The sequence below is a fragment of the Mesorhizobium sp. M7A.F.Ce.TU.012.03.2.1 genome (assembly GCF_004006095.1).
Classification (GTDB): Bacteria; Pseudomonadota; Alphaproteobacteria; order Rhizobiales; family Rhizobiaceae; genus Mesorhizobium.
In genome coordinates this window covers 19,388-36,100 of sequence record NZ_CP034779.1, presented here as the reverse complement: position 1 = coordinate 36,100, position 16,713 = coordinate 19,388, and the positions used below count along the sequence as shown (strand labels likewise).

The 16,713-nt window shown below is 57.8% G+C and carries 23 protein-coding genes; 14 read left to right on the top strand and 9 right to left on the bottom strand.

Translation table 11 applies throughout. The annotated features are described in order from the left end of the window. Positions 1 to 36: 36 nt before the first annotated feature. Positions 37 to 582 (top strand): hypothetical protein, encoded by a 546-nt coding sequence (locus EJ079_RS00225; RefSeq protein WP_245481777.1) that lies wholly within the window; start codon positions 37 to 39, stop codon positions 580 to 582. Positions 583 to 586: 4 nt separating this feature from the next. Here EJ079_RS00225 and EJ079_RS00220 read toward each other — a convergent pair whose 3' ends face one another. Genes EJ079_RS00220 through EJ079_RS00210 form a run of 3 tightly spaced genes read right to left on the bottom strand, consistent with a single transcriptional unit; the run spans position 587 to position 2,733 of the window. Continuing rightward, positions 587 to 1,051: a GtrA family protein gene (locus EJ079_RS00220; protein WP_127396518.1), complete on the bottom strand. Its 465-nt coding sequence runs from the start codon at positions 1,049 to 1,051 to the stop codon at positions 587 to 589. Beyond that, positions 1,029 to 1,721, bottom strand: coding sequence for a class I SAM-dependent methyltransferase (locus EJ079_RS00215; protein ID WP_127396519.1), 693 nt, complete (start codon positions 1,719 to 1,721; stop codon positions 1,029 to 1,031). The genes EJ079_RS00220 and EJ079_RS00215 overlap by 23 nt, the downstream gene beginning before the upstream one ends. Then, complete coding sequence (locus tag EJ079_RS00210) at positions 1,696 to 2,733, bottom strand: glycosyltransferase family 2 protein (protein ID WP_164873906.1); 1,038 nt, start codon at positions 2,731 to 2,733, stop codon at positions 1,696 to 1,698. Before EJ079_RS00210 ends, EJ079_RS00215 begins: the two co-directional genes overlap by 26 nt. Before the next feature lie 285 nt (positions 2,734 to 3,018). Here EJ079_RS00210 and EJ079_RS00205 point away from each other — a divergent pair, with 285 nt between their 5' ends. Further along, positions 3,019 to 3,450, top strand: coding sequence for a hypothetical protein (locus tag EJ079_RS00205; RefSeq protein ID WP_127807737.1), 432 nt, complete (start codon positions 3,019 to 3,021; stop codon positions 3,448 to 3,450). Positions 3,451 to 3,709: 259 nt separating this feature from the next. Here EJ079_RS00205 and EJ079_RS00200 read toward each other — a convergent pair whose 3' ends face one another. Then, on the bottom strand, positions 3,710 to 4,207 hold the full coding sequence (locus EJ079_RS00200) for a metallophosphoesterase family protein (RefSeq protein WP_127266460.1): 498 nt from the start codon (positions 4,205 to 4,207) through the stop codon (positions 3,710 to 3,712). A 39-nt stretch (positions 4,208 to 4,246) separates the two neighbouring features. After that, positions 4,247 to 4,420 carry a hypothetical protein gene (locus tag EJ079_RS00195; protein ID WP_127395634.1) on the bottom strand — a complete coding sequence of 58 codons (174 nt, stop codon included), beginning with the start codon at positions 4,418 to 4,420 and terminating at the stop codon, positions 4,247 to 4,249. Positions 4,421 to 5,012: 592 nt separating this feature from the next. Between EJ079_RS00195 and EJ079_RS00190 the strand changes: the two genes are divergently transcribed. Together EJ079_RS00190 and EJ079_RS00185 are read left to right on the top strand one after the other, a co-directional pair. Further along, positions 5,013 to 5,321, top strand: a complete 309-nt coding sequence (locus EJ079_RS00190; protein ID WP_127266462.1) for a hypothetical protein — start codon at positions 5,013 to 5,015, stop codon at positions 5,319 to 5,321. A gap of 41 nt (positions 5,322 to 5,362) precedes the next feature. Further along, positions 5,363 to 6,208: an SIR2 family protein gene (locus EJ079_RS00185; RefSeq protein WP_127266463.1), complete on the top strand. Its 846-nt coding sequence runs from the start codon at positions 5,363 to 5,365 to the stop codon at positions 6,206 to 6,208. A gap of 245 nt (positions 6,209 to 6,453) precedes the next feature. On the opposite strand, the gene EJ079_RS00180 is transcribed toward EJ079_RS00185, so the two are convergent. Further along, positions 6,454 to 6,963 carry a DUF892 family protein gene (locus EJ079_RS00180; protein ID WP_127395633.1) on the bottom strand — a complete coding sequence of 170 codons (510 nt, stop codon included), beginning with the start codon at positions 6,961 to 6,963 and terminating at the stop codon, positions 6,454 to 6,456. A gap of 723 nt (positions 6,964 to 7,686) precedes the next feature. Here EJ079_RS00180 and EJ079_RS00170 point away from each other — a divergent pair. The 7 genes from EJ079_RS00170 to EJ079_RS00130 all read left to right on the top strand — a co-directional run bounded on the left by EJ079_RS00170 (position 7,687) and on the right by EJ079_RS00130 (position 12,585). After that, a complete protein-coding gene (locus EJ079_RS00170; RefSeq protein ID WP_127331622.1) occupies positions 7,687 to 7,932 on the top strand; it encodes a hypothetical protein in 246 nt (81 codons plus the stop codon). A gap of 84 nt (positions 7,933 to 8,016) precedes the next feature. Beyond that, the gene (locus EJ079_RS33630) at positions 8,017 to 8,508 is read left to right on the top strand and encodes a hypothetical protein (RefSeq protein ID WP_245463550.1); all 492 of its coding nucleotides are present in this window, start codon (positions 8,017 to 8,019) and stop codon (positions 8,506 to 8,508) included. Between the two features lie 724 nt (positions 8,509 to 9,232). Further along, positions 9,233 to 9,433: a hypothetical protein gene (locus EJ079_RS00155; protein ID WP_127395631.1), complete on the top strand. Its 201-nt coding sequence runs from the start codon at positions 9,233 to 9,235 to the stop codon at positions 9,431 to 9,433. Between the two features lie 485 nt (positions 9,434 to 9,918). Next, on the top strand, positions 9,919 to 10,152 hold the full coding sequence (locus EJ079_RS00145) for a hypothetical protein (protein WP_127395630.1): 234 nt from the start codon (positions 9,919 to 9,921) through the stop codon (positions 10,150 to 10,152). Positions 10,153 to 10,450: 298 nt separating this feature from the next. After that, a complete protein-coding gene (locus EJ079_RS00140) occupies positions 10,451 to 10,735 on the top strand; it encodes a hypothetical protein (RefSeq protein ID WP_127395629.1) in 285 nt (94 codons plus the stop codon). A gap of 97 nt (positions 10,736 to 10,832) precedes the next feature. Further along, positions 10,833 to 11,789, top strand: a complete 957-nt coding sequence (locus tag EJ079_RS00135) for an NAD(P)/FAD-dependent oxidoreductase (RefSeq protein ID WP_245481776.1) — start codon at positions 10,833 to 10,835, stop codon at positions 11,787 to 11,789. Between the two features lie 607 nt (positions 11,790 to 12,396). Further along, the gene (locus EJ079_RS00130) at positions 12,397 to 12,585 is read left to right on the top strand and encodes a hypothetical protein (RefSeq protein WP_127296097.1); all 189 of its coding nucleotides are present in this window, start codon (positions 12,397 to 12,399) and stop codon (positions 12,583 to 12,585) included. A gap of 3 nt (positions 12,586 to 12,588) precedes the next feature. Here the strand turns inward: EJ079_RS00130 and EJ079_RS00125 are convergent, their stop codons facing one another. The 3 genes from EJ079_RS00125 to EJ079_RS00115 form a co-directional block, all read right to left on the bottom strand. Next, positions 12,589 to 12,828, bottom strand: a complete 240-nt coding sequence (locus EJ079_RS00125) for a hypothetical protein (protein WP_164873685.1) — start codon at positions 12,826 to 12,828, stop codon at positions 12,589 to 12,591. Positions 12,829 to 13,059: 231 nt separating this feature from the next. Next, a complete protein-coding gene (locus EJ079_RS00120) occupies positions 13,060 to 13,296 on the bottom strand; it encodes a hypothetical protein (protein WP_127395628.1) in 237 nt (78 codons plus the stop codon). Positions 13,297 to 13,315: 19 nt separating this feature from the next. Further along, positions 13,316 to 14,050 carry a Crp/Fnr family transcriptional regulator gene (locus EJ079_RS00115; RefSeq protein WP_127807734.1) on the bottom strand — a complete coding sequence of 245 codons (735 nt, stop codon included), beginning with the start codon at positions 14,048 to 14,050 and terminating at the stop codon, positions 13,316 to 13,318. 1,107 nt (positions 14,051 to 15,157) lie between these two features. Here EJ079_RS00115 and EJ079_RS00110 point away from each other — a divergent pair. The 3 genes from EJ079_RS00110 (at position 15,158) to EJ079_RS00100 (ending at position 16,325) form a co-directional block, all read left to right on the top strand. Beyond that, a complete protein-coding gene (locus EJ079_RS00110; RefSeq protein WP_127807733.1) occupies positions 15,158 to 15,463 on the top strand; it encodes a hypothetical protein in 306 nt (101 codons plus the stop codon). A gap of 339 nt (positions 15,464 to 15,802) precedes the next feature. Continuing rightward, positions 15,803 to 15,976, top strand: a complete 174-nt coding sequence (locus EJ079_RS00105) for a hypothetical protein (protein WP_127266475.1) — start codon at positions 15,803 to 15,805, stop codon at positions 15,974 to 15,976. 139 nt (positions 15,977 to 16,115) lie between these two features. Beyond that, positions 16,116 to 16,325, top strand: coding sequence for a hypothetical protein (locus EJ079_RS00100; RefSeq protein WP_127807732.1), 210 nt, complete (start codon positions 16,116 to 16,118; stop codon positions 16,323 to 16,325). The last annotated feature ends 388 nt before the right edge of the window (positions 16,326 to 16,713 follow it).

The window sequence follows — 16,713 nt, the reverse complement described above, 5'->3', positions numbered from 1 at the left end:
TCGCTTGGCGCTTACGCGCTCGCCGCGGTTCTGGCCGTGTCCGAACTCGCCATCCTTGCGCTGGCCCTCCATCCGAATGTCCACGCCGACTATCGTGCCTATTACATCGACCGCACGACGACATGCCTCAACCGCGATGCCATTGGCAGCTACTCACTCGGCCAGACAGTGTCCTTCCGGTCCGATGGCGCCAAACGGGTAGCCGGCATGAAAGTTTGTGGCTGGTCGGGGCCGGTAGCCGACGGCACGCATTCGCTGGGCGAGACCTCGCGGCTTCGCCTGCAGATACCGCCACTTCGCGACGGCCTTAAGGCAACGCTACAAATGGCCGCTGTCATTCGTCCGCCACAGATGACGCAGAGGGTGATAATCTCGGTGCATGGCGTGTCCGTGCATAAGGTCACACTGTCGGGCAAGCAACCGATAACCGTCTCGTTCGTCATTCCGCACGCAGCTTTTTCGGACGCCAGCACGTTCGAAATGACCTTTGACTATCTTGACGGGATCCCGCCCAGCCAGGCCGCCAGCGACATTTATAAGCGCTCCATCAAATTGGTGTCGTTTCGACTGGACGCCATTTAGAGCATTATTGCCTCTGGCGGGAGCGATTGCCGTGCCGACCGGGAATGCGTCCGGCAAAAACCCACCGGTCAAGCACGAAGAAATTGATGCCGGGGACAAGCAAGCACGTAATCAGCACGGGAATGATGAGCGGCAAGCCCAGCTTTACCGTCAGCAACGCCGGCGCCCCATAGGCAATGGCCAAGCCTGTTGCCGCCAGCAGGAGAAAACGCGGAGCTTCAGTTCGATGCGATCGGCCCGACACGAACGTCAGGGATTTGTGAGCCAGATACGAAAACAGGGTGGCTGCGGCATATGCCCCAAGCGAGGCATGGATGGGCGTTAAACCGAGCCATTCCGATTTGGAAAAAACAGCAACCAAAGCGGCATACAGAAGTGTGGCAGCGATGCCGACCAGGCCGAAGCGTGCCAGTAGCTTCAGGGCGTCGTCGCCGGCAGGCCGATGCTCATGCATGCGCACTACACGCATACTGTGCCCCCAGCGGCAGGGGGGCGAGCGCGCGCTCGACTTTTCGGGCCAAGGGCCCGCCCGACGGCAGCAGCAGGAAGTGCTCGGATCGGATGTTGCTGAAGCCTGCTTCTTGAAGGAGGGACGCTGTTTTGGCTGCGCTGAGCAGCACCGCGTCATGGTCGAAGGGACACCGGAACACAGCCAGACGCGTCAGCGGATTATAGGGATTGTGCTCGATGATGCAGGCGGCACCGCCTGGGCGTACGACGCGCCGCATCTCGCGAACGAACCCGAGCCAGGAAGCGGGCGGAACATGATGGACGACGCAGCTGGCGAAGGCCAGATCGAAGACGCCATTGTCGTATGGCAGGTTCGGCGTGGTGCAGACCGTGTAGGTGACGCTCGGATTCTCCTGGCTGGCACGCAAGATGGATTCCTGCGAGATGTCACAGCCCTCCAGGCACTCGAAGGCGCCTTTGAGATAGGGATGGAGCACACCTACGCCGCAGCCGACATCAAGCACCCGCAAATCCGGGCCGGCATGACGAAGCCCCCGCTCGACCACAACGCGTCGCAGCAACTCGGCCTTCGCCATGAGAAAGAAGTCGTGCTTAAGCCCTGAAAAGCGGATCGATCCCTGGACCGTCTCACCATAATTGAATCTATAGCTGTCGAAGGGTTCGGACATTGGCCGGGACTCCAAGCCGGGATTTTCGAGGCGAGCGGCGGCTCTTGCCCGGGACGGCTGGCATCGGCCGGTCGAAGCCGGTGAGGCGATCGATCACGTAAAGCGGGCGCCGTTTTACTTCGGCGTGGATGCTGCCGACATACAATCCGACAACGCCGGTCATGAAGAGGTTGATGCCGCACAGGAGCGACACGATCATCACGGTGGATGTCCAGCCGGCAACAATGCCTGTTTCAAAGGCCCAGGCGTAGATGGCGTAGGCACCGAAGGCTACGGCCAGCGCAGAAATGGCCAAGCCACCCCAGAGCGCCAGGCGCAGCGGCTGTTCCGAGAAGCTGACGATGGCGTGCGCAGCAAGATGCACCATCTTCCAGAATGGGTATTTGGTCTGGCCATGGGTTCGTGCCGGGCGCTCGAAAGGCACCGACGCCTGCTTGAATCCCATCCAGCCAAACATGCCCCTGACGAAGCGATCGTGTTCGGGCATCTGCCTAAAAGTTCTCAGCGCTTTGGGACCGACCAACCGGAAATCTCCAACATCGCGCGGAATGTCAACGGTCGTCATCCTTTCCAGCAAGCGATAGAAGAGACTTGCCGTGAAGCGCTTGAACCAGGATTCGCCCTCGCGTTTGACGCGCCGGGCATAGACAATTTCGAAACCTTCTTTCCACTTCGCCACCAGATCGAGAACCACCTCGGGTGGGTCTTGGAGATCGGCATCCATGACGATGACGGCATCCCCCTGGGCGGCGTCCATACCGGCTGTGATTGCTATCTGGTGCCCAAAATTGCGGGAAAGCTCGATTAGCCGAAAACGAGGCTCGGCGGCGACCACACGCCGAAGGTAAGTGACGCTGCCATCGCTGCTTCCGTCATCGACGAAAATAGCCTCTGTCTCACCGTCCAGCTGGTGGATTAGCAACCTGATCCGCTCGATCAGACGAGGCAGCACTTGTTCCTCGTTGTATATCGGCAGAACCAGCGAGTAGCGCAGCGACACGTTCGCTCTCATCCCGGCACTTTGGATTACAGAGGCCTCCATGCCGATCAAATGAAACGCCAGCCTCAAAGTTCCATAAGGCATTACTAATTTAATTTGTTGTTGCAGGCGGGTGGCGAGCTGTTCGTTCTGAACGGCTTCGGTCTGATTTGGGATGAGATATCGTTTCGCGCGCCGGCGGAGCAATGCGCTGTTTCGCAATCATTGTCGGGCAAGTGGCCGCCTTGCCAGCTCTTGTCAGCGCGTCGGCGCGCGATAATTTTTGAGGGGAAGGGACTTCGACCAAAGGAGCCGACGATGGAACACCAAACTTTAAGCCAACTGCAGACAATTGCAGAAGTAGAACCCCTGTCGACATACCCGATCATGACCCGGCAACAGCGCATTGAGCGCTGGGCAGAGTTGCTGGAACAACATCCCGAGCGACGCCTGACAGCGCTTACCGGCACTGAGTATCTGAAGCGGGAAGCTCGCGACGCAGCGCGCGGTGAGGGCTCGCCAATTACTGTGGCCTTCGAGGACCCGCTACTGCGTGCGTTAGGCCTGAAGGATGACACCTATGGGGCAGCAAAGCGCTTCTTCGAACTGTCTGACGGGGAGTTGCATGACATCGTCTGCAGTTGCCATGTCGGAACCACGTTCAGAGGGCAGTGGGCTGCCGCTAGAGTCCGCCGGGCAATCGGAGGGAACAGGTTTCTTAAGTGGCTTAGAGAGAGTGTGTGGCACTGAGGTCGCCAAGGACGGCGATTGAAGCTCGTTTCAAGCGAGGTGGATGAACGATTGGGGCGCCAGTGGAGCGCCGTGTTGACGACGGGGGTCGGCGCCTGTCCCACGGCTGTGCAGATGGGTGGGGCGCTCCTCGGTCCCAGTTTACTCGCGGTGCGTTCCAGCATGGCTGCAATACTCCAGGGGCAGGATTCTGGAATCCTGTTTGCGGCTAGCATCACCACGTGAAGACATCGATCGTTCGCCATCTGCTGCGCTAACCTCAATCTCGGCGGCGCCTGGCCTGTATGGCAGCAAAGGTGACTGGGCGAAAATCCCAGGCGTCGACGCCGACGTCGTGCTGGCGCGTCATTGGCTTCAGCCGGCCATGAGAATGGCCGTGCAGGTTTATCGATTTCTTGCCGATCTTGTTCCAGGTGCGGAACGGGTAGTGGCAAAGAACCAAGAAACTGCCCTCGACAGTTAGCTCCTTGTAGTGTTGCACGCTAGCCCAAGCCGAAGCGCGGAGCGTTACCATGCCGTCGTTGTTGCCGATGATCAGGTGTTTGGTGCCGTGGAGGCAGGACAGCAGCGAAGACACTGTCTCGGCCGATCCCTTGGCGAAGTCGCCGAGGTGCCAAACCTCGTCATTTGGAGCAACAGTCTCGTTCCAAAGTTCAGTCAGTGCCTGGTCGTGCGCCACCAATGAACTGAAGGGGCGGGGGTCGAGCCGCAGAATGCGGGGATCGTTGAAATGCGTGTCGGAGGTGAAGAAGATCATGCGCCGCCGCTGGCTGAGATGAGCGCTCAACGGACGCTTTTAAGTTCGGTTGCCGGAGCGGCTTTTGGGTCCATCATCGATCCTGATTTGGGCTTCCCTGAGCATCTTGAGTGCCTCTTCCTTGGTGAGGCCGCACTTGCGCGCAAAGTAGAGAGCTTCGATCGCCTTTTCACGATCTGTGGCTTCTGTGTGCTGTTTAAGCTTTTCACCCATCGTTCTCTATCACCTTTTGATGCCACCGAACCATCACGGTGCCGGGTTGTTCCCATCCATCGGATCTGCTGACCTGCGGAGCGCCGCTGCCTGATGTCGCCGATAAACGAGATCCCGAGACCTGTAGCAGGCATCAGCTTGGTCGTTTCTATGTGGCCCGTCTGGGAGGCACTGTCGGAGCTCTAAAGTTGCCGAACGCTTTGCGGCGGTTGCTTTTGGCTACGAGCGGGCGCGGCAGGCATCTACTGCCGAAGGCGGCTCGCGCTCGCGGAGGAACCATGCAACGCGCTTTTTGAATCGCAGTCTGAAGACCCAACCGCGATCACCTGGTGCGCCCGACGGTAGGACAGCGAGAAGCCTTGCCTATGCCTTTGCAAGGTTGCCATGGCGATCCGGAACCTCGAGGCATGTGGAGAGTTGTCCAGCAGCCCAGCGGAGATTCAAGCCATGGCGCCACCAGATGCCAATCCCGGCGTCGCCGCGCAGCCGAAACGCTCTAGCAAGCCGGCAACTCCATCACCGGCACGGCACAAGGCCTCCGGAGCAGGATTATCTATCGACGGGCTCCCAATGGTATGAAGGACAATGGCCCATGAACGTCGCCAACCTGCAATTGGAAGGTTTGCTTATGGCGGTCGCGGCCGTCAATAACGCCTTGGTCCGCAGAGGCCTTCTCTCGGTCGATGATATCGACACGGCGTTGAAAAACGCGGAAGCCTCCTTCACGGTTGATGAGCGCCTCTTCGAGGATATGTCGCCGGCTAACCGCGACGCAGTGTGTTTCCCTTTGCGGCTTTTGCGGCTGGCTAACACCGAGCAGTTCGAAGCGAGTGTGCCACCGTTTTCCGAGCTGGCCAGGCAGGTGGGGATCACCAAGGAGCCTAATAACGACCAGATGTGAGGGAGGAAGGTCGACCTGCGCGGGTGGCCTCGAAAGACGTGATGAACGATGACCCTGTAGATTCGCTCGCCAACGCAATTCGGCATCGCAGCGCAATTCTGTTTGTTGGGGCAGGGGTTTCGATCAGCGTTGGATTACCCTCCTGGGAGAAGCTGATAGAGCGAATGGCAAAGGAGCTCGGCGTCGACGACGAATTTTCCACGAGACGCGATCGTTTTCAAACCCTGGCCGAGTACTATCGCATCAAGCATGGCAGCATCGGGCCACTTCGCAGTTGGATGGACAGAAACTGGTCCGTCCCCAAGGACCGGATCGAGAAATCCGAGTTGCATCGTCTCATCGTGAGGCTCGACTTCCCTGTCATCTACACAACTAACTATGATCGGAATCTGGAACTGGCTTATGAGATATACGGTCGGGACTACGTGAAAGTGGCCAATGCACGCGATGTGGCGCAGGCCCGCCAAGGCATTACCCACATCGTCAAGTTCCATGGTGATTTCGACGAGGATTCGTCCCTCGTCCTCACCGAAACGGACTACCTCGATCGTCTCTCCTTCAATTCTCCGCTGGACGTGCGTTTTCGCTCGGATGCGCTCGGCAGCACGATCCTCTTCATTGGCTATAGCCTTTCCGACCCAAACATTCGGTTGTTGCTGCACCGTCTCTGGCAGACGTGGCATCGGTCCGGCTATGAGAAAGATCGCCCGCCCTCGTTCATCTTCATGACCAGCCGAAACCCTGTGGAGGAGGCCGTGCTTGGACGTTGGGGCATTTCGGTCGTGGTCGGCGAAATCGACGAGCCGCAAGCTGCTTTGGTGGACTTCCTCAGCCGGCTGGCGGAGATGGTTGGGGATGGGGAACTGTCGCCAAAAAGTGGGCGATAGCAACATCCGTATGATGGGCAGTTCGGCGGGCTCTCAAGGAGCGGCACATGGCAGAGAATTCCGTCCGGAATTTCAAGTTCAATTGGCGTCAAGGATACTATCGCGGCACGGAGAGCTAATCGGAAACTTACTCACGCACTGCCTACTTTGAAGTGCCTTTCAGCGGTAACGGCTCAACCTCGATGCGCCTTGCGCCGAGCTTCGGCGCAAGGGGCGAGCTTGTTTAGCGATACGCTACCGGCTGATCAACGCTTGGCGTTTTCACTCTCCGAGTCGGCCCGCGCCAGGAACTGCTCGGTTGTCGTTGGAATATGGCTTTTCAACCAGTCCGCCATTGCGACTTCCTCACGCAGGTTCTCTTCGCAGACCTGGGCGACCTCTGCTTCACCCAGCGATTTGGCAGCGGCGATAAGGATTGTGTAGGAGGCGATTTCCATGTGCTCGAACGTGTAGCTTGCAAGCGATCCTTTCATCACTTCGTCACCGGCGAAGACACCGCTGAGCGACTGCGCCATTGCCGTCAGCTTGCCGCCGGCATCCTTCAGTGTGGAAGATCCTTGTCCGATGCGGTCGAGACAGGTTTTCAGCCGAGCAGCCTGCTGCCTGGTCTCCTGGACGTGCTGGCGAATCCGTTCGCTGAGCTCAGGATAGTTCTCAATTCGGTTCAACTGCCCATTCAACATGGTCTCGGCCTGCTCTTCCATGGCGTGAGCATCCCTGAGCCATTGGACAAGCCATTCGCGCGATTCTGACATTTCATATCTCCTTCATGGGTCGGCCAGAACTTTCAAAGGGAGATATTGTTCCTCATAGTTTGACCTGCGGAGTCAGCCTGTGTCGCAGGCTTTTCCCAGTCGGCGCTGCAATCAGGCTCTCGGCACCAGGAGAGAATAGCGCGGTACGGGCACTGCCGCTGTGTCCAAGCTGGCAAACGCATTTCTGCAGAAATGACCGAACCTGCTGCCTGTCGCGGGTTCGGCGACGGATGGACCTCTGTTTCGCCTCGGCTCGTATTCCGATGCCCGCGCTGCCATGTAGGGCTAAGCTGTATCTCGCCGGAGCGGCTTCGCATTTTACCGTTCGCTTGCGAAATCAACCCCTACCTGATGCGCGTCCAGGGACGAGGCATGTTCACCTGCGGAGATCTTATCTCACGAAGGGATCGCAATGGAACGTCAGGGCATTTCGGAGGTTGGTAAGGAAGTTTCGCAGCTAAGGAAACGAGCCATGACTTCTTCAGACAATTCTTCAACTGACATATCACCACGCCCCGAAAAATCGGGCGGCAGGACCTCGTCTAAGCCGGCGACACCGTCACCGGCCGCAGAGAAAGTCTCCGGAGCAGGCCCTGCGATGGCCGAGCATTCGAAAGACGCCAAGGCGCCCAGAGGCGGTCGTCAGCCTGGGGCTTATGTCAAGGATTAGACGGCCGAGCTGGGTTGAGTTTCGGCTGCCCGCTGCAGTCGAAGGAGGTTCTTATGCAGATGATGGGAATTGTCGTCAGCCGAGACCAGGCTCCGATCGTGGAATTCCGCGGAGAGGGAGGCGAGTGTATTACAGTCACCCTGCAGGCCGGGCATACTCTTCCCGACGACCAACTCATTGCAAAGGCCAAGGCTATGATGATTCAGGTCGCTCAGTTCGGGATGGACCAGACCAACAGTGCAGCGATGTCCGACCGGTTGTCAGCCGATGAGGTGATTCAATCCGGAATGTCGGGATAGAATAGCGGGAAGGCGAACAACCACCGCCGGGGCAGCCTTGCGCAACCGAGCGGGCAATAGTTCCATGCAGACCGATCGAAGAGCATGCGGATCGACGAGCGCTCGGTGGGCGTGAACTCATCCGGCGGCCTTGCTCCCGGTACGGAGCCAGCACCGCGCAGACGAATTTTCGGGATTATCAGCCAAGCCCACCATGAGCATATCCCCTTGCTGATTGGGAAAGTGACGGCATTGCGGAACTTCGGATCGCCGCCGCGCTTAATCCGGCGAAGGAGTGATCCGATGAACGCGACCAAAGAGTTTTTTGAAACCTGGCTGCAGGAGAATGTCGGCACTCTTGCTGGCAAAGAGGAAGTGAGCTTCGCCGTGCTGGTCCAGCAATTCGAGCAGGATGCCGAAGCGGCCGGTTATGGTCGCGAGGTGCGTGAGGACGAGCTCGGAAACATTGAAGATGCGATCGAGCAAGCGCTAAAGAACGCCCGGACTGGCGTGCATGGTGACGCCGATGGCGAACCCACCGACGTGGCAGCCCTCATGGATGCGCTGGAGGTCGAAGATGCCAAAAGCGGGCCGTAGGCCTTACCAGATTAGCTCTATTCGTTTGTCGAAGTTGCCGGGGTAGCCCTATGGAGCAGTTTCGCAAGGACATGGCCGCCTTGGCAGAGCCAGCTTTCTGGGTGACGATAGGTTTGCTTCTGGTCCCGTATGCGCTTGGAACGGTGCTGCTCGTTTGGACCTGCGGCTGTCTGTAAGTTTGCTACTGACACACCCGTAGCGGTTCAACGGCCCTAACGCCCGAATTCCCTACAATACCGAGCTGATGCGCTTGCGGGGGCCCTGTGCTGCAGCAAAGTCTGAACGATCTCGTCGCGAGAAAAGTTCTCGTCGACACCAGGCTCCTTTGCTCCTGGTAACAATATCGCGCTGACAGCTTTTTGCGAGAGGGGGGGAAGGCCGCCGTTCATGTTCAGGCGACCACGCTATCTGCGCTCTCATAGTTCCAGCTACGGCCCTCCAACACAATGCTCCGATCACGCGCCTGAGCATCCGCGCGTGCCCCTACATCGAAAATAGCCCTGCAGCTTGCGAGTTGCCTTGGAACACTTGTGTCATATCGAAGTTCGGCCTCGTAGGAGAACAAAGATGGCCATCACACAAGCTGCCAACGACAACCACCAGCCGGGCGAGAAACCGGAACATGCAACCGAATTCTCACTCAAAGCGGCAATAGACCAGTTCAGGGCGGGACGCAGGTGCAAAATGGCACTATGGGCGACAAGAATCGGGGCGAGGCACTGAGATGCCGCGGATCAATGATGACGGTCGCAACGAGAATACCACATCAGCTGCAGCAATCATTATCGACAAGGAACGTGCTGAGCGCGCCGCCAAGACGGCGCGGTTGAAGGAGGCTCGCCTCGCACAAGCCATCACGCCCGGTCCCAGCCAACGCAAGCCGCGTGTCACCAAAAAGGTTCGCAGGATTTTTGTTGCTGGCTAGGAGGTGTCCGTGACTCGCAATCACGACTAGGAAAGATACGACCGCGCCAAACGTATCAGCCAAGAGATGCTGGACGCTGAACGAGCCGAACGCGCTGAGAAGACGGCGCGGCTGAGACAAGCAAGGCTTGCACAGCATCCGGTGAAGTCACCGCCGGCGCAGCCGCAAATGCATCGCGAACCCATCCCGGCTCTCAAAAAGAGAAGCCGTAAGGTGAGTGAATTCTTTTAGGCTCTCTCGCTCGCCTACAGCACCATGCAGGAACACCGTCGGGACTTAACAGGCCTGGCGGCAGGGGCTTTCACGACTTGCCCAGCTCGATCCGTGCACATGCTCCCTTTGTTGTACATCCCCCTGCAGTTGGTGAATCCGGCGCCCTGTTCGAACTTGCATAGGTTAATGACCTCTTCCCTGAAACGAGTCATGCATGGGCTTGCCGCCCAGCATCTGCGGCCTTGAATTAAGTCCTAGTCAAAGGGGCGTACATGACCTACGACACCGCCGGTGATCAACCTATCTATCCTGAAGGGTTGAGATTGCTGGAATCGGTCCTCAAGAAGCTTTGCAAGGAAGCGGAGATTCAACTGATCTCTTACAACGCCGAGCAGATTGCGGCCGAGCTTATAAAATTATTCCAGAGTGGCATGAAAGACGAAACGGTTCTGCTTGTCATCATGCGGGCGCGGCTGCGAAAGAGGCCGGTCTTGGCGGTCGGCTAGTCCTTCTTACCGTCAGTCCACGATCCACGGCGCGGCGTTCAACGGCGACTTGCGAGCGTCTTCAGCGTACGATGCCGCACGATCTCGCGGAGACTTCTGCATCTCCGCCACCTCGCCATCGTCAGAGCTGCGAGCGTAGCGTGCTGGCAAAGTAGCACGAGTGGGAGATGGGAGGCAGCAACGCTGCCTGAGGTTTGATGGTCACGCGCACACCCGCTGCATCCTTTTCGACACCGCCGCGTTGAGGTCAAACCTGCCAGAAATGTTTGATCCGCTGGCACAATGACTGGAGCGGCTAATGCCGAAATTTCGCTTCGAGTTTATCGAGGGCATGTCGCAGCCTGCAATCTTTGCCGATATGGCTGATCGAGATGAGGCTGTCAGAGAGGCGAAGCGCACCGCCAAGGAGGCCATGCTCGACGGAATTGTCGAGGGCGTGGACCCGACCAGTTGGGTGACGAAGGTTTATGATGAGGCAGGCTATCTCGTCGCTACTCTCGGATTCCAGGATCTGGTCTCCGCGCCCAAGGATACGGAAGAGCTCAAGGAAACAGAGGAGCCTGGCGTCCTGCGATCGGGTTGAAGCCTGGTTTCTACGCTGTTGCCATCGAGCAGATGTCCCGAAGACCGCCCTTTGAACATTGCACGAACCAAATCGTTCGCCGGTGATGCGTCGCACCATGCACGACAGCCACGTCAGCCGACCGACCGCCGAGACCGAAGATGTCCTGATCGTCGGAGGCGGGCCGGCGGGATTGACCGCCGCTCAATATCTCGCCCGTTTCCGCCATCGCGTGCTGGTGATCGATGCCGGCGATCCTCGTGCCGCCTTGATCCCAACGAGCCATAACTGCCCTGGCTTTCCCGAAGGGATAAGTGGAGCCGAAATTCTGGATCGCCTTCGACGTCACGCCACCTTGTATGGAGCCACTCTGGTTGGAGGGCAGGTCCATTCCCTCGCCGCTGCCTATCGGGGGTTCGTCGCTGAGACCTCGATCGGCGCAATCCGGACACGCAAGGTGTTTGTGGCGACAGGGATCATCGATACGACACCTGTCATTCCGCGTCTGCGCGAGGCAATTGCCGCAGGTGTCGTTCGACTCTGCCCTGTATGCGACGGGTATGAGGCGATCGACCAGAAGATTGCGGTCGTCGGGCACGACGAGAGAGCCTTTAAAGAGGCCATTTTCCTCAGTCGGTTTACACCGCTCATAACGATGCTTGGGAGCGACGCATCCGACTTTTCGCCCAGCACTCGTCGTGCGGCGAGGGCAAGAGGCATAGTCATCGGTGACGCTCTCGATACGCTCTGCCCGACAGCAGACGGTTGCGAGGCGATTTTAAAAGATGGGACGTCATCCCGCTTCGATGCCATTTATCTGGCACTGGGGTGCAAGGTACGTTCTCAACTCGCCGAGGCGGTAGGCGCAAGATGTTGTGAAGAGGGCTATGTCACAGTCGACGAGCATCAGCAGACTTCCATCCAAGGCATGTACGCCATTGGTGACGTTGTCAAAGCGTTGAACCAGATAGCCGTCGCTTTTGGACAGGCTGCCATTGCCGCGTCGCATGCCCATAGAGAGCTTGAGAGCGCCGAGCGGACTGGATTTGCAGATCAGCCTTCTCAACGGACATGAAGATCACGCGGCTGATCGAGCTCTTGGCTGCCTAGATGGCGCGTATCAACGTCTCGACCCGGCCGACAAGGAGTTGCCGTAACTGGCCGAGAATGTCGATCCCCGAAAGATCATGATATTCCCAGCGACAGTTTACAGCCGCGGAACATTCACTGCGGTACGAGGTTTGGCTGCAGGCCTACAATCCTCCCTCATTGTCTGGGCCTTGAGGCTGTCGAAGCAGCTTCGGCCCGTCTCGGCTTTGTCTGGGGCGGGCTTTCGTGGCTCTGGCAACTCGGCGCGCCAAGCCATTCTTTCTGTCCAAGATCATAACTGCCATTTCTCAACTTTAAACGCACAGCCAAGGCCAGAAATTCCCGTCAAGGAAGAGGCTTTCCGGATATGGTTGAAGGAGATCACACGTAGACCGGTAAAAGGCCGTTGCTGGCTCGGGGCCGGATGGGCCTTTTTGTTCAGTGTCCGAAAAACGCGCGGAACATTCTTTCTGGTCCAGCGTTAGCGCGCGCCGGACGACCCGTTCTGCGATCTCTTGCTGGCCGGCGCTGCAATCAAGCTTCAGCGCGCCTCGGCCCCTCCAGAGACGGTGACGCACGGGAGTTGAGATGCGATGCACAGAGACGCCTTCACCCCATCAGAACTTGCCCTGCTCAGTCGCGTCTTCGCACGCAGCAAAATTAAAAACGAAACCGCAACCGAGAGGGAACGGCGCGCATCACGCATTCTGGCTTACTACCAGGCGGGAATCACGGATGAGGATGAGCTGGAACAGCTTTCTCGCCAACCGCTGGGAAGGTGACGACTAGTCTTCCTTCTTCAGAGCTTCAGCCTCGTCTTTGAGCTTCGGCCAATCGGCTCCATGCTTGCGAAGCGTTCGGGCCTGCTCGGGGTCAATTTCCGTGACCTCGACAAGATGTTCGACCTCAAGCTCCTGGCCTTTCGCAACCCGGCTTGCTTTGTTCGCTTTTCTTTGCACGTCGACACCCACTGCTGAGACAACATGAACGAGCGCTGAGAATGCGCGTTCCAGAACTTCATACAAAAATACGCGACACCGATTAAAAATCGGTCGGATGGGCCATGTATGAGACGGGCCATGACCTGCTGCTGTGCCTTACCGTTTTTTTTCCATGTGGGGGAACCCGAGCTTGTTCGCCGGTCGAAATGGCGGCGGCATCTTCGGGCGATAGTCCGATCACGCGGCGTTCCTCGCCGCTCATGCCATTCGATGTGCCGGCACTCGGCAGCATTCTGACGCAGCAAGTCAGGCACGTTATCTCATCAACTTGATCTGAAGCGAGATGCTCAGCCTCAGAATCCTGTCGCCGTTTTCGTTCCGCACTTCAACAAATACTTGCTGCCCGTCCACCTCGGTAAGCACATCTCTCGTAAGGTCGATAAGGCCCTCGAAGCCCGCGCGGCGCACCTCCTCCAGATCGGCACATTCGATGCCGATTACGTCCTCGACGACCACGTCGTGATCGCCACTATCAAAGAAAAATCGTGCCATCCGAGAGCTTCCGTCACCACTAAGCTGCGGGGTTCCTTTGGTGCAGGTAGGTCGTGTCGAAATCACCTGCACGAGTGAGGCCGGGCCAATCAAGAACATGCACTCTTGACCCCGTCGTGGCGATGAGGCCCCTGCGTCGAAGTTCCTGAAGCATTCGGTTGACGTGGACTGTAGACAAGCCCAATGCATCGCCAAGTGCTGCCTGGGTAATCGGAAGATCCGCGACGTGATCCTGGATGCGTCCAACCGAGCGCAAGCGAAAGATCAGTTCGCACAAGATGTGAGCCATGCGCGTGTATGCCTCGCGTCTTCCCACATTCGTTACCCATTCTCTGTAAATCGCTGCATCGATCAGCGTCGACCGCCAAAAAGCCGTCGCGATTCGAGGATGCTGTTCGCAAATGGTGCGAAGAGCGTCATGTCGCATGAAGCCCAGTCTGGCTGCTGTCAGGGTCGTAAAATTGCAATCCATGACCGACAGATGCAGTCCGTGCAGATCGGGAATATCCCCAGCCACAAAGAAGGATGTAATCTGCCGTTTGCCGTCGCCGGTAAGTTTGGTGGAACCGAGCAGGCCATCCAAAACCACGAACGAATTGACAGGGCGGTCACCCTCACGCACGAGGTCGTAGTTGGCCAAAAAATCCTTCTCCTGAATTTGGATGCCTTTCAAAACCTCGACATCGGCCTCTCGGAGATCCGAGATGCTCTGGAGCTTGCGAATAAGGACATCCAAGGATGAGGTGGGTGACAAATTGGCTACCTAGCTGATGTTGATTATCGAACTTGCATTCGCTTCAAAAGTTCCGGGTAGCCGTAAAGAGGCGCCGGACTGATGGGTCGGCAGTTGGGAAAGACGCGAACGCACCCAGGACCCCTGGTTGGGACCTCAGTGCCCAGCGGTAGAAGAGGCCACGTTGGGTTGCTCGCTTGGGGTGCGGCAACGCTCCCGACGTGAATAAGCCGCACCCTTAAGGGAGCCGCCTAGGCCGTGCAGCAACCTATGACATAGGCTGGGTTCGAATTTTGACGTCACATCAGGGGCTCAAGCTCCGTTGAGCCCGCCCGAATTCCGCACAAGCCGCAAGAAAGAAAGCGGCAGGCCAGAAAGGGGTGATAATCCCTTGGCCATCGCGTTTGGCATGCGATTGACGCGCACCCAAGCCGAGGCGACGCGGTATGTGATTATGCGATAGCCGAAGGGAGATATCGAATGAAAGAAGACCTATCAGGAGGCTCATTTTGACAAGCGTGAGCGACTGTCGGCGGCGAGGGCTTCGCCCAGTTCATCGCCCCTCAGCTCGGGGCCGACTGACTAAAGGCCGTACTGATTGGTACTACAAAAGGAAGCTTGTTGGGGCCGGCCCTTCTCCAAGTTGCCTGTCTCTCAAGGCCCCTGGCTCCCGGTAGCGGGCTTTTGCATTGCTGGTTCCCCGGAAGGGCCGGGAAGTCCGCCACATTGCGTGGAACATGCCGTATCGCGGGGAACATTTTAGCAAACTGTAAATTCAACGGTCTTCTGGTAGGAGGCCAATGTGTCCCGGCGAAGCGTCGACAAAGACCGATTGGAGCGCGCAGACCGTGAGGCAAAGATTGCTAACGCGGCCGAGAGAGAGGCGCGAGATACAAAAACTGCGCGACTTCGAGAACAACGCCTTGCTGCCGAAGCCAAGGCTTCGCAATCATTCAAGAAAGGTCGATCCAAGGGCTAGGTCGCTTACCCGCTGACGCTCGCCCCGACGCGCGCAAGTGGTGCGGGCCCGTCCAAACGTGAGGTGCATGCGATTGCGAATTTTTTCTTGGAACCGTCTTTTCGCAGCGAAGTTCGGTACCGAAGGGACATTCCAATATGGAGTTGATCATGAAACAGGTTCTTTTGGCTTCAGCCATTATGGTACTGTCAACTGGCCTCGCTGTTGCGCAATCGACCACCACGACCACAGGCGGATCGTCGACCTCGACGACCCAGACAACGCCGAGCACTACGACCGATCAGGGAACGGATTCGACCGCCACGAGTGGAACGAACTCTAACTCGAACTCCGCCAAGGACTGCGCTCCAGGTCAACAAACTGGCAGCGCCAAGCAGGCCGCGCCAGGTCAACAGGATACCGATGCTAACTCGGCTGCTCCTGGCCAGATGAAAAAGACCACGGAAGGCTGCTGACGTGTCTTGGAACTGTTGCCCTGTTCCAGATTGATGCAAAGGGGTCGACTCTCAGGTGTAGCCGCTCTCGAACGCCCGTCGTGCTAGGTCGGCACGGCGGGTCGATACCAGACCAAGGTCTTGTCGTTTCGCGGCGAGTCGCACGCGAGGTGTGCCGTGTTGGTTCACCCTAGGTGGCACCTGCTTTGCACCGCCCGCGACAGCAGGGGAAACCAACACCCCAGCGAGTCCCGTTATCCCAGGGACGGCCCGCCGCTGCCGCTAATGGGACGGCGGGCTTTTTTCTTATTCCATGAAACGAAAGGTCATTCCGTAAGTTGGCTTCCCAAGGAGGAACCAATGAAAAAGGATGGCGACGGCCGTGTGAAGAAGGGCAATGAGCAATTGCTTGCCCGACGTTTGTCTGAAGAAGTCGGCATTTCGGAGCCGGATGCGCGCGGTCTGATCAAGCTTATCGGCACGGATTGGAATTCGCTGCTTCGTGAAGCCCGTTTTTTGAAAGAGCGGCATTAGAATGCTCCTGCCTGTCGTGACTAAATTATTATTCAATCGACTCTCGCCAATATGAGCGTAGTCTACTCTCATCGGCGGTAGTTTCAGGGCACCGCCGGCTGTGAGCGAAGAACATGCTTCCGCCCCAACGGAGGAAGCCATGACCGCTCCCGCTACCATCGGCGTTGCAAATCACGAAGAACTCGCCCTCCTACAGCAGGTGTTTCAGCGGGCCTGCAAAGAGCGTGCGCTAGCAGAAGGCAGCGTCGAGGCCGAGGCACTGAGCGCCCGTCTGATGTGGCTGTTCCAGCACTCCGGAGCCTACTTCGATGAAGCTACTTTCGAAGAGATGTTGCGGGGTGAAGGCTGATGAGCCGCGCACCTTATCTGGACCGCCTGGATGATCTTATTCGCCAGCACAAGGAGCTTTCTGCGCAAGGGGAGATCCTGCGGGCGGAATGTCGACTGAGTTGCTATGTCTTGGAGGAATCGGCCGATGGCCTACGGGGAATAGTTGGCAGGGCTTGGGACGCCAGAGTAGCACGGCTTCGCCGTGATACTATTCGGTCCGGAACGTGATTACCGTTGCAACTCGGGTATAAATAGCGCCATGTTCACAACAAGTCCTCCAGTCTTAATTGTAGCATTTCCCTTGTGCCGGTAGCGTATGCGTCAGGTCATTCGGCCCACGCTTGTGTCCAGTTAAGGTCGGCACGGTCACTCAACCCGAGCTTGGTCCGCTTGATCCTGCCGACTCC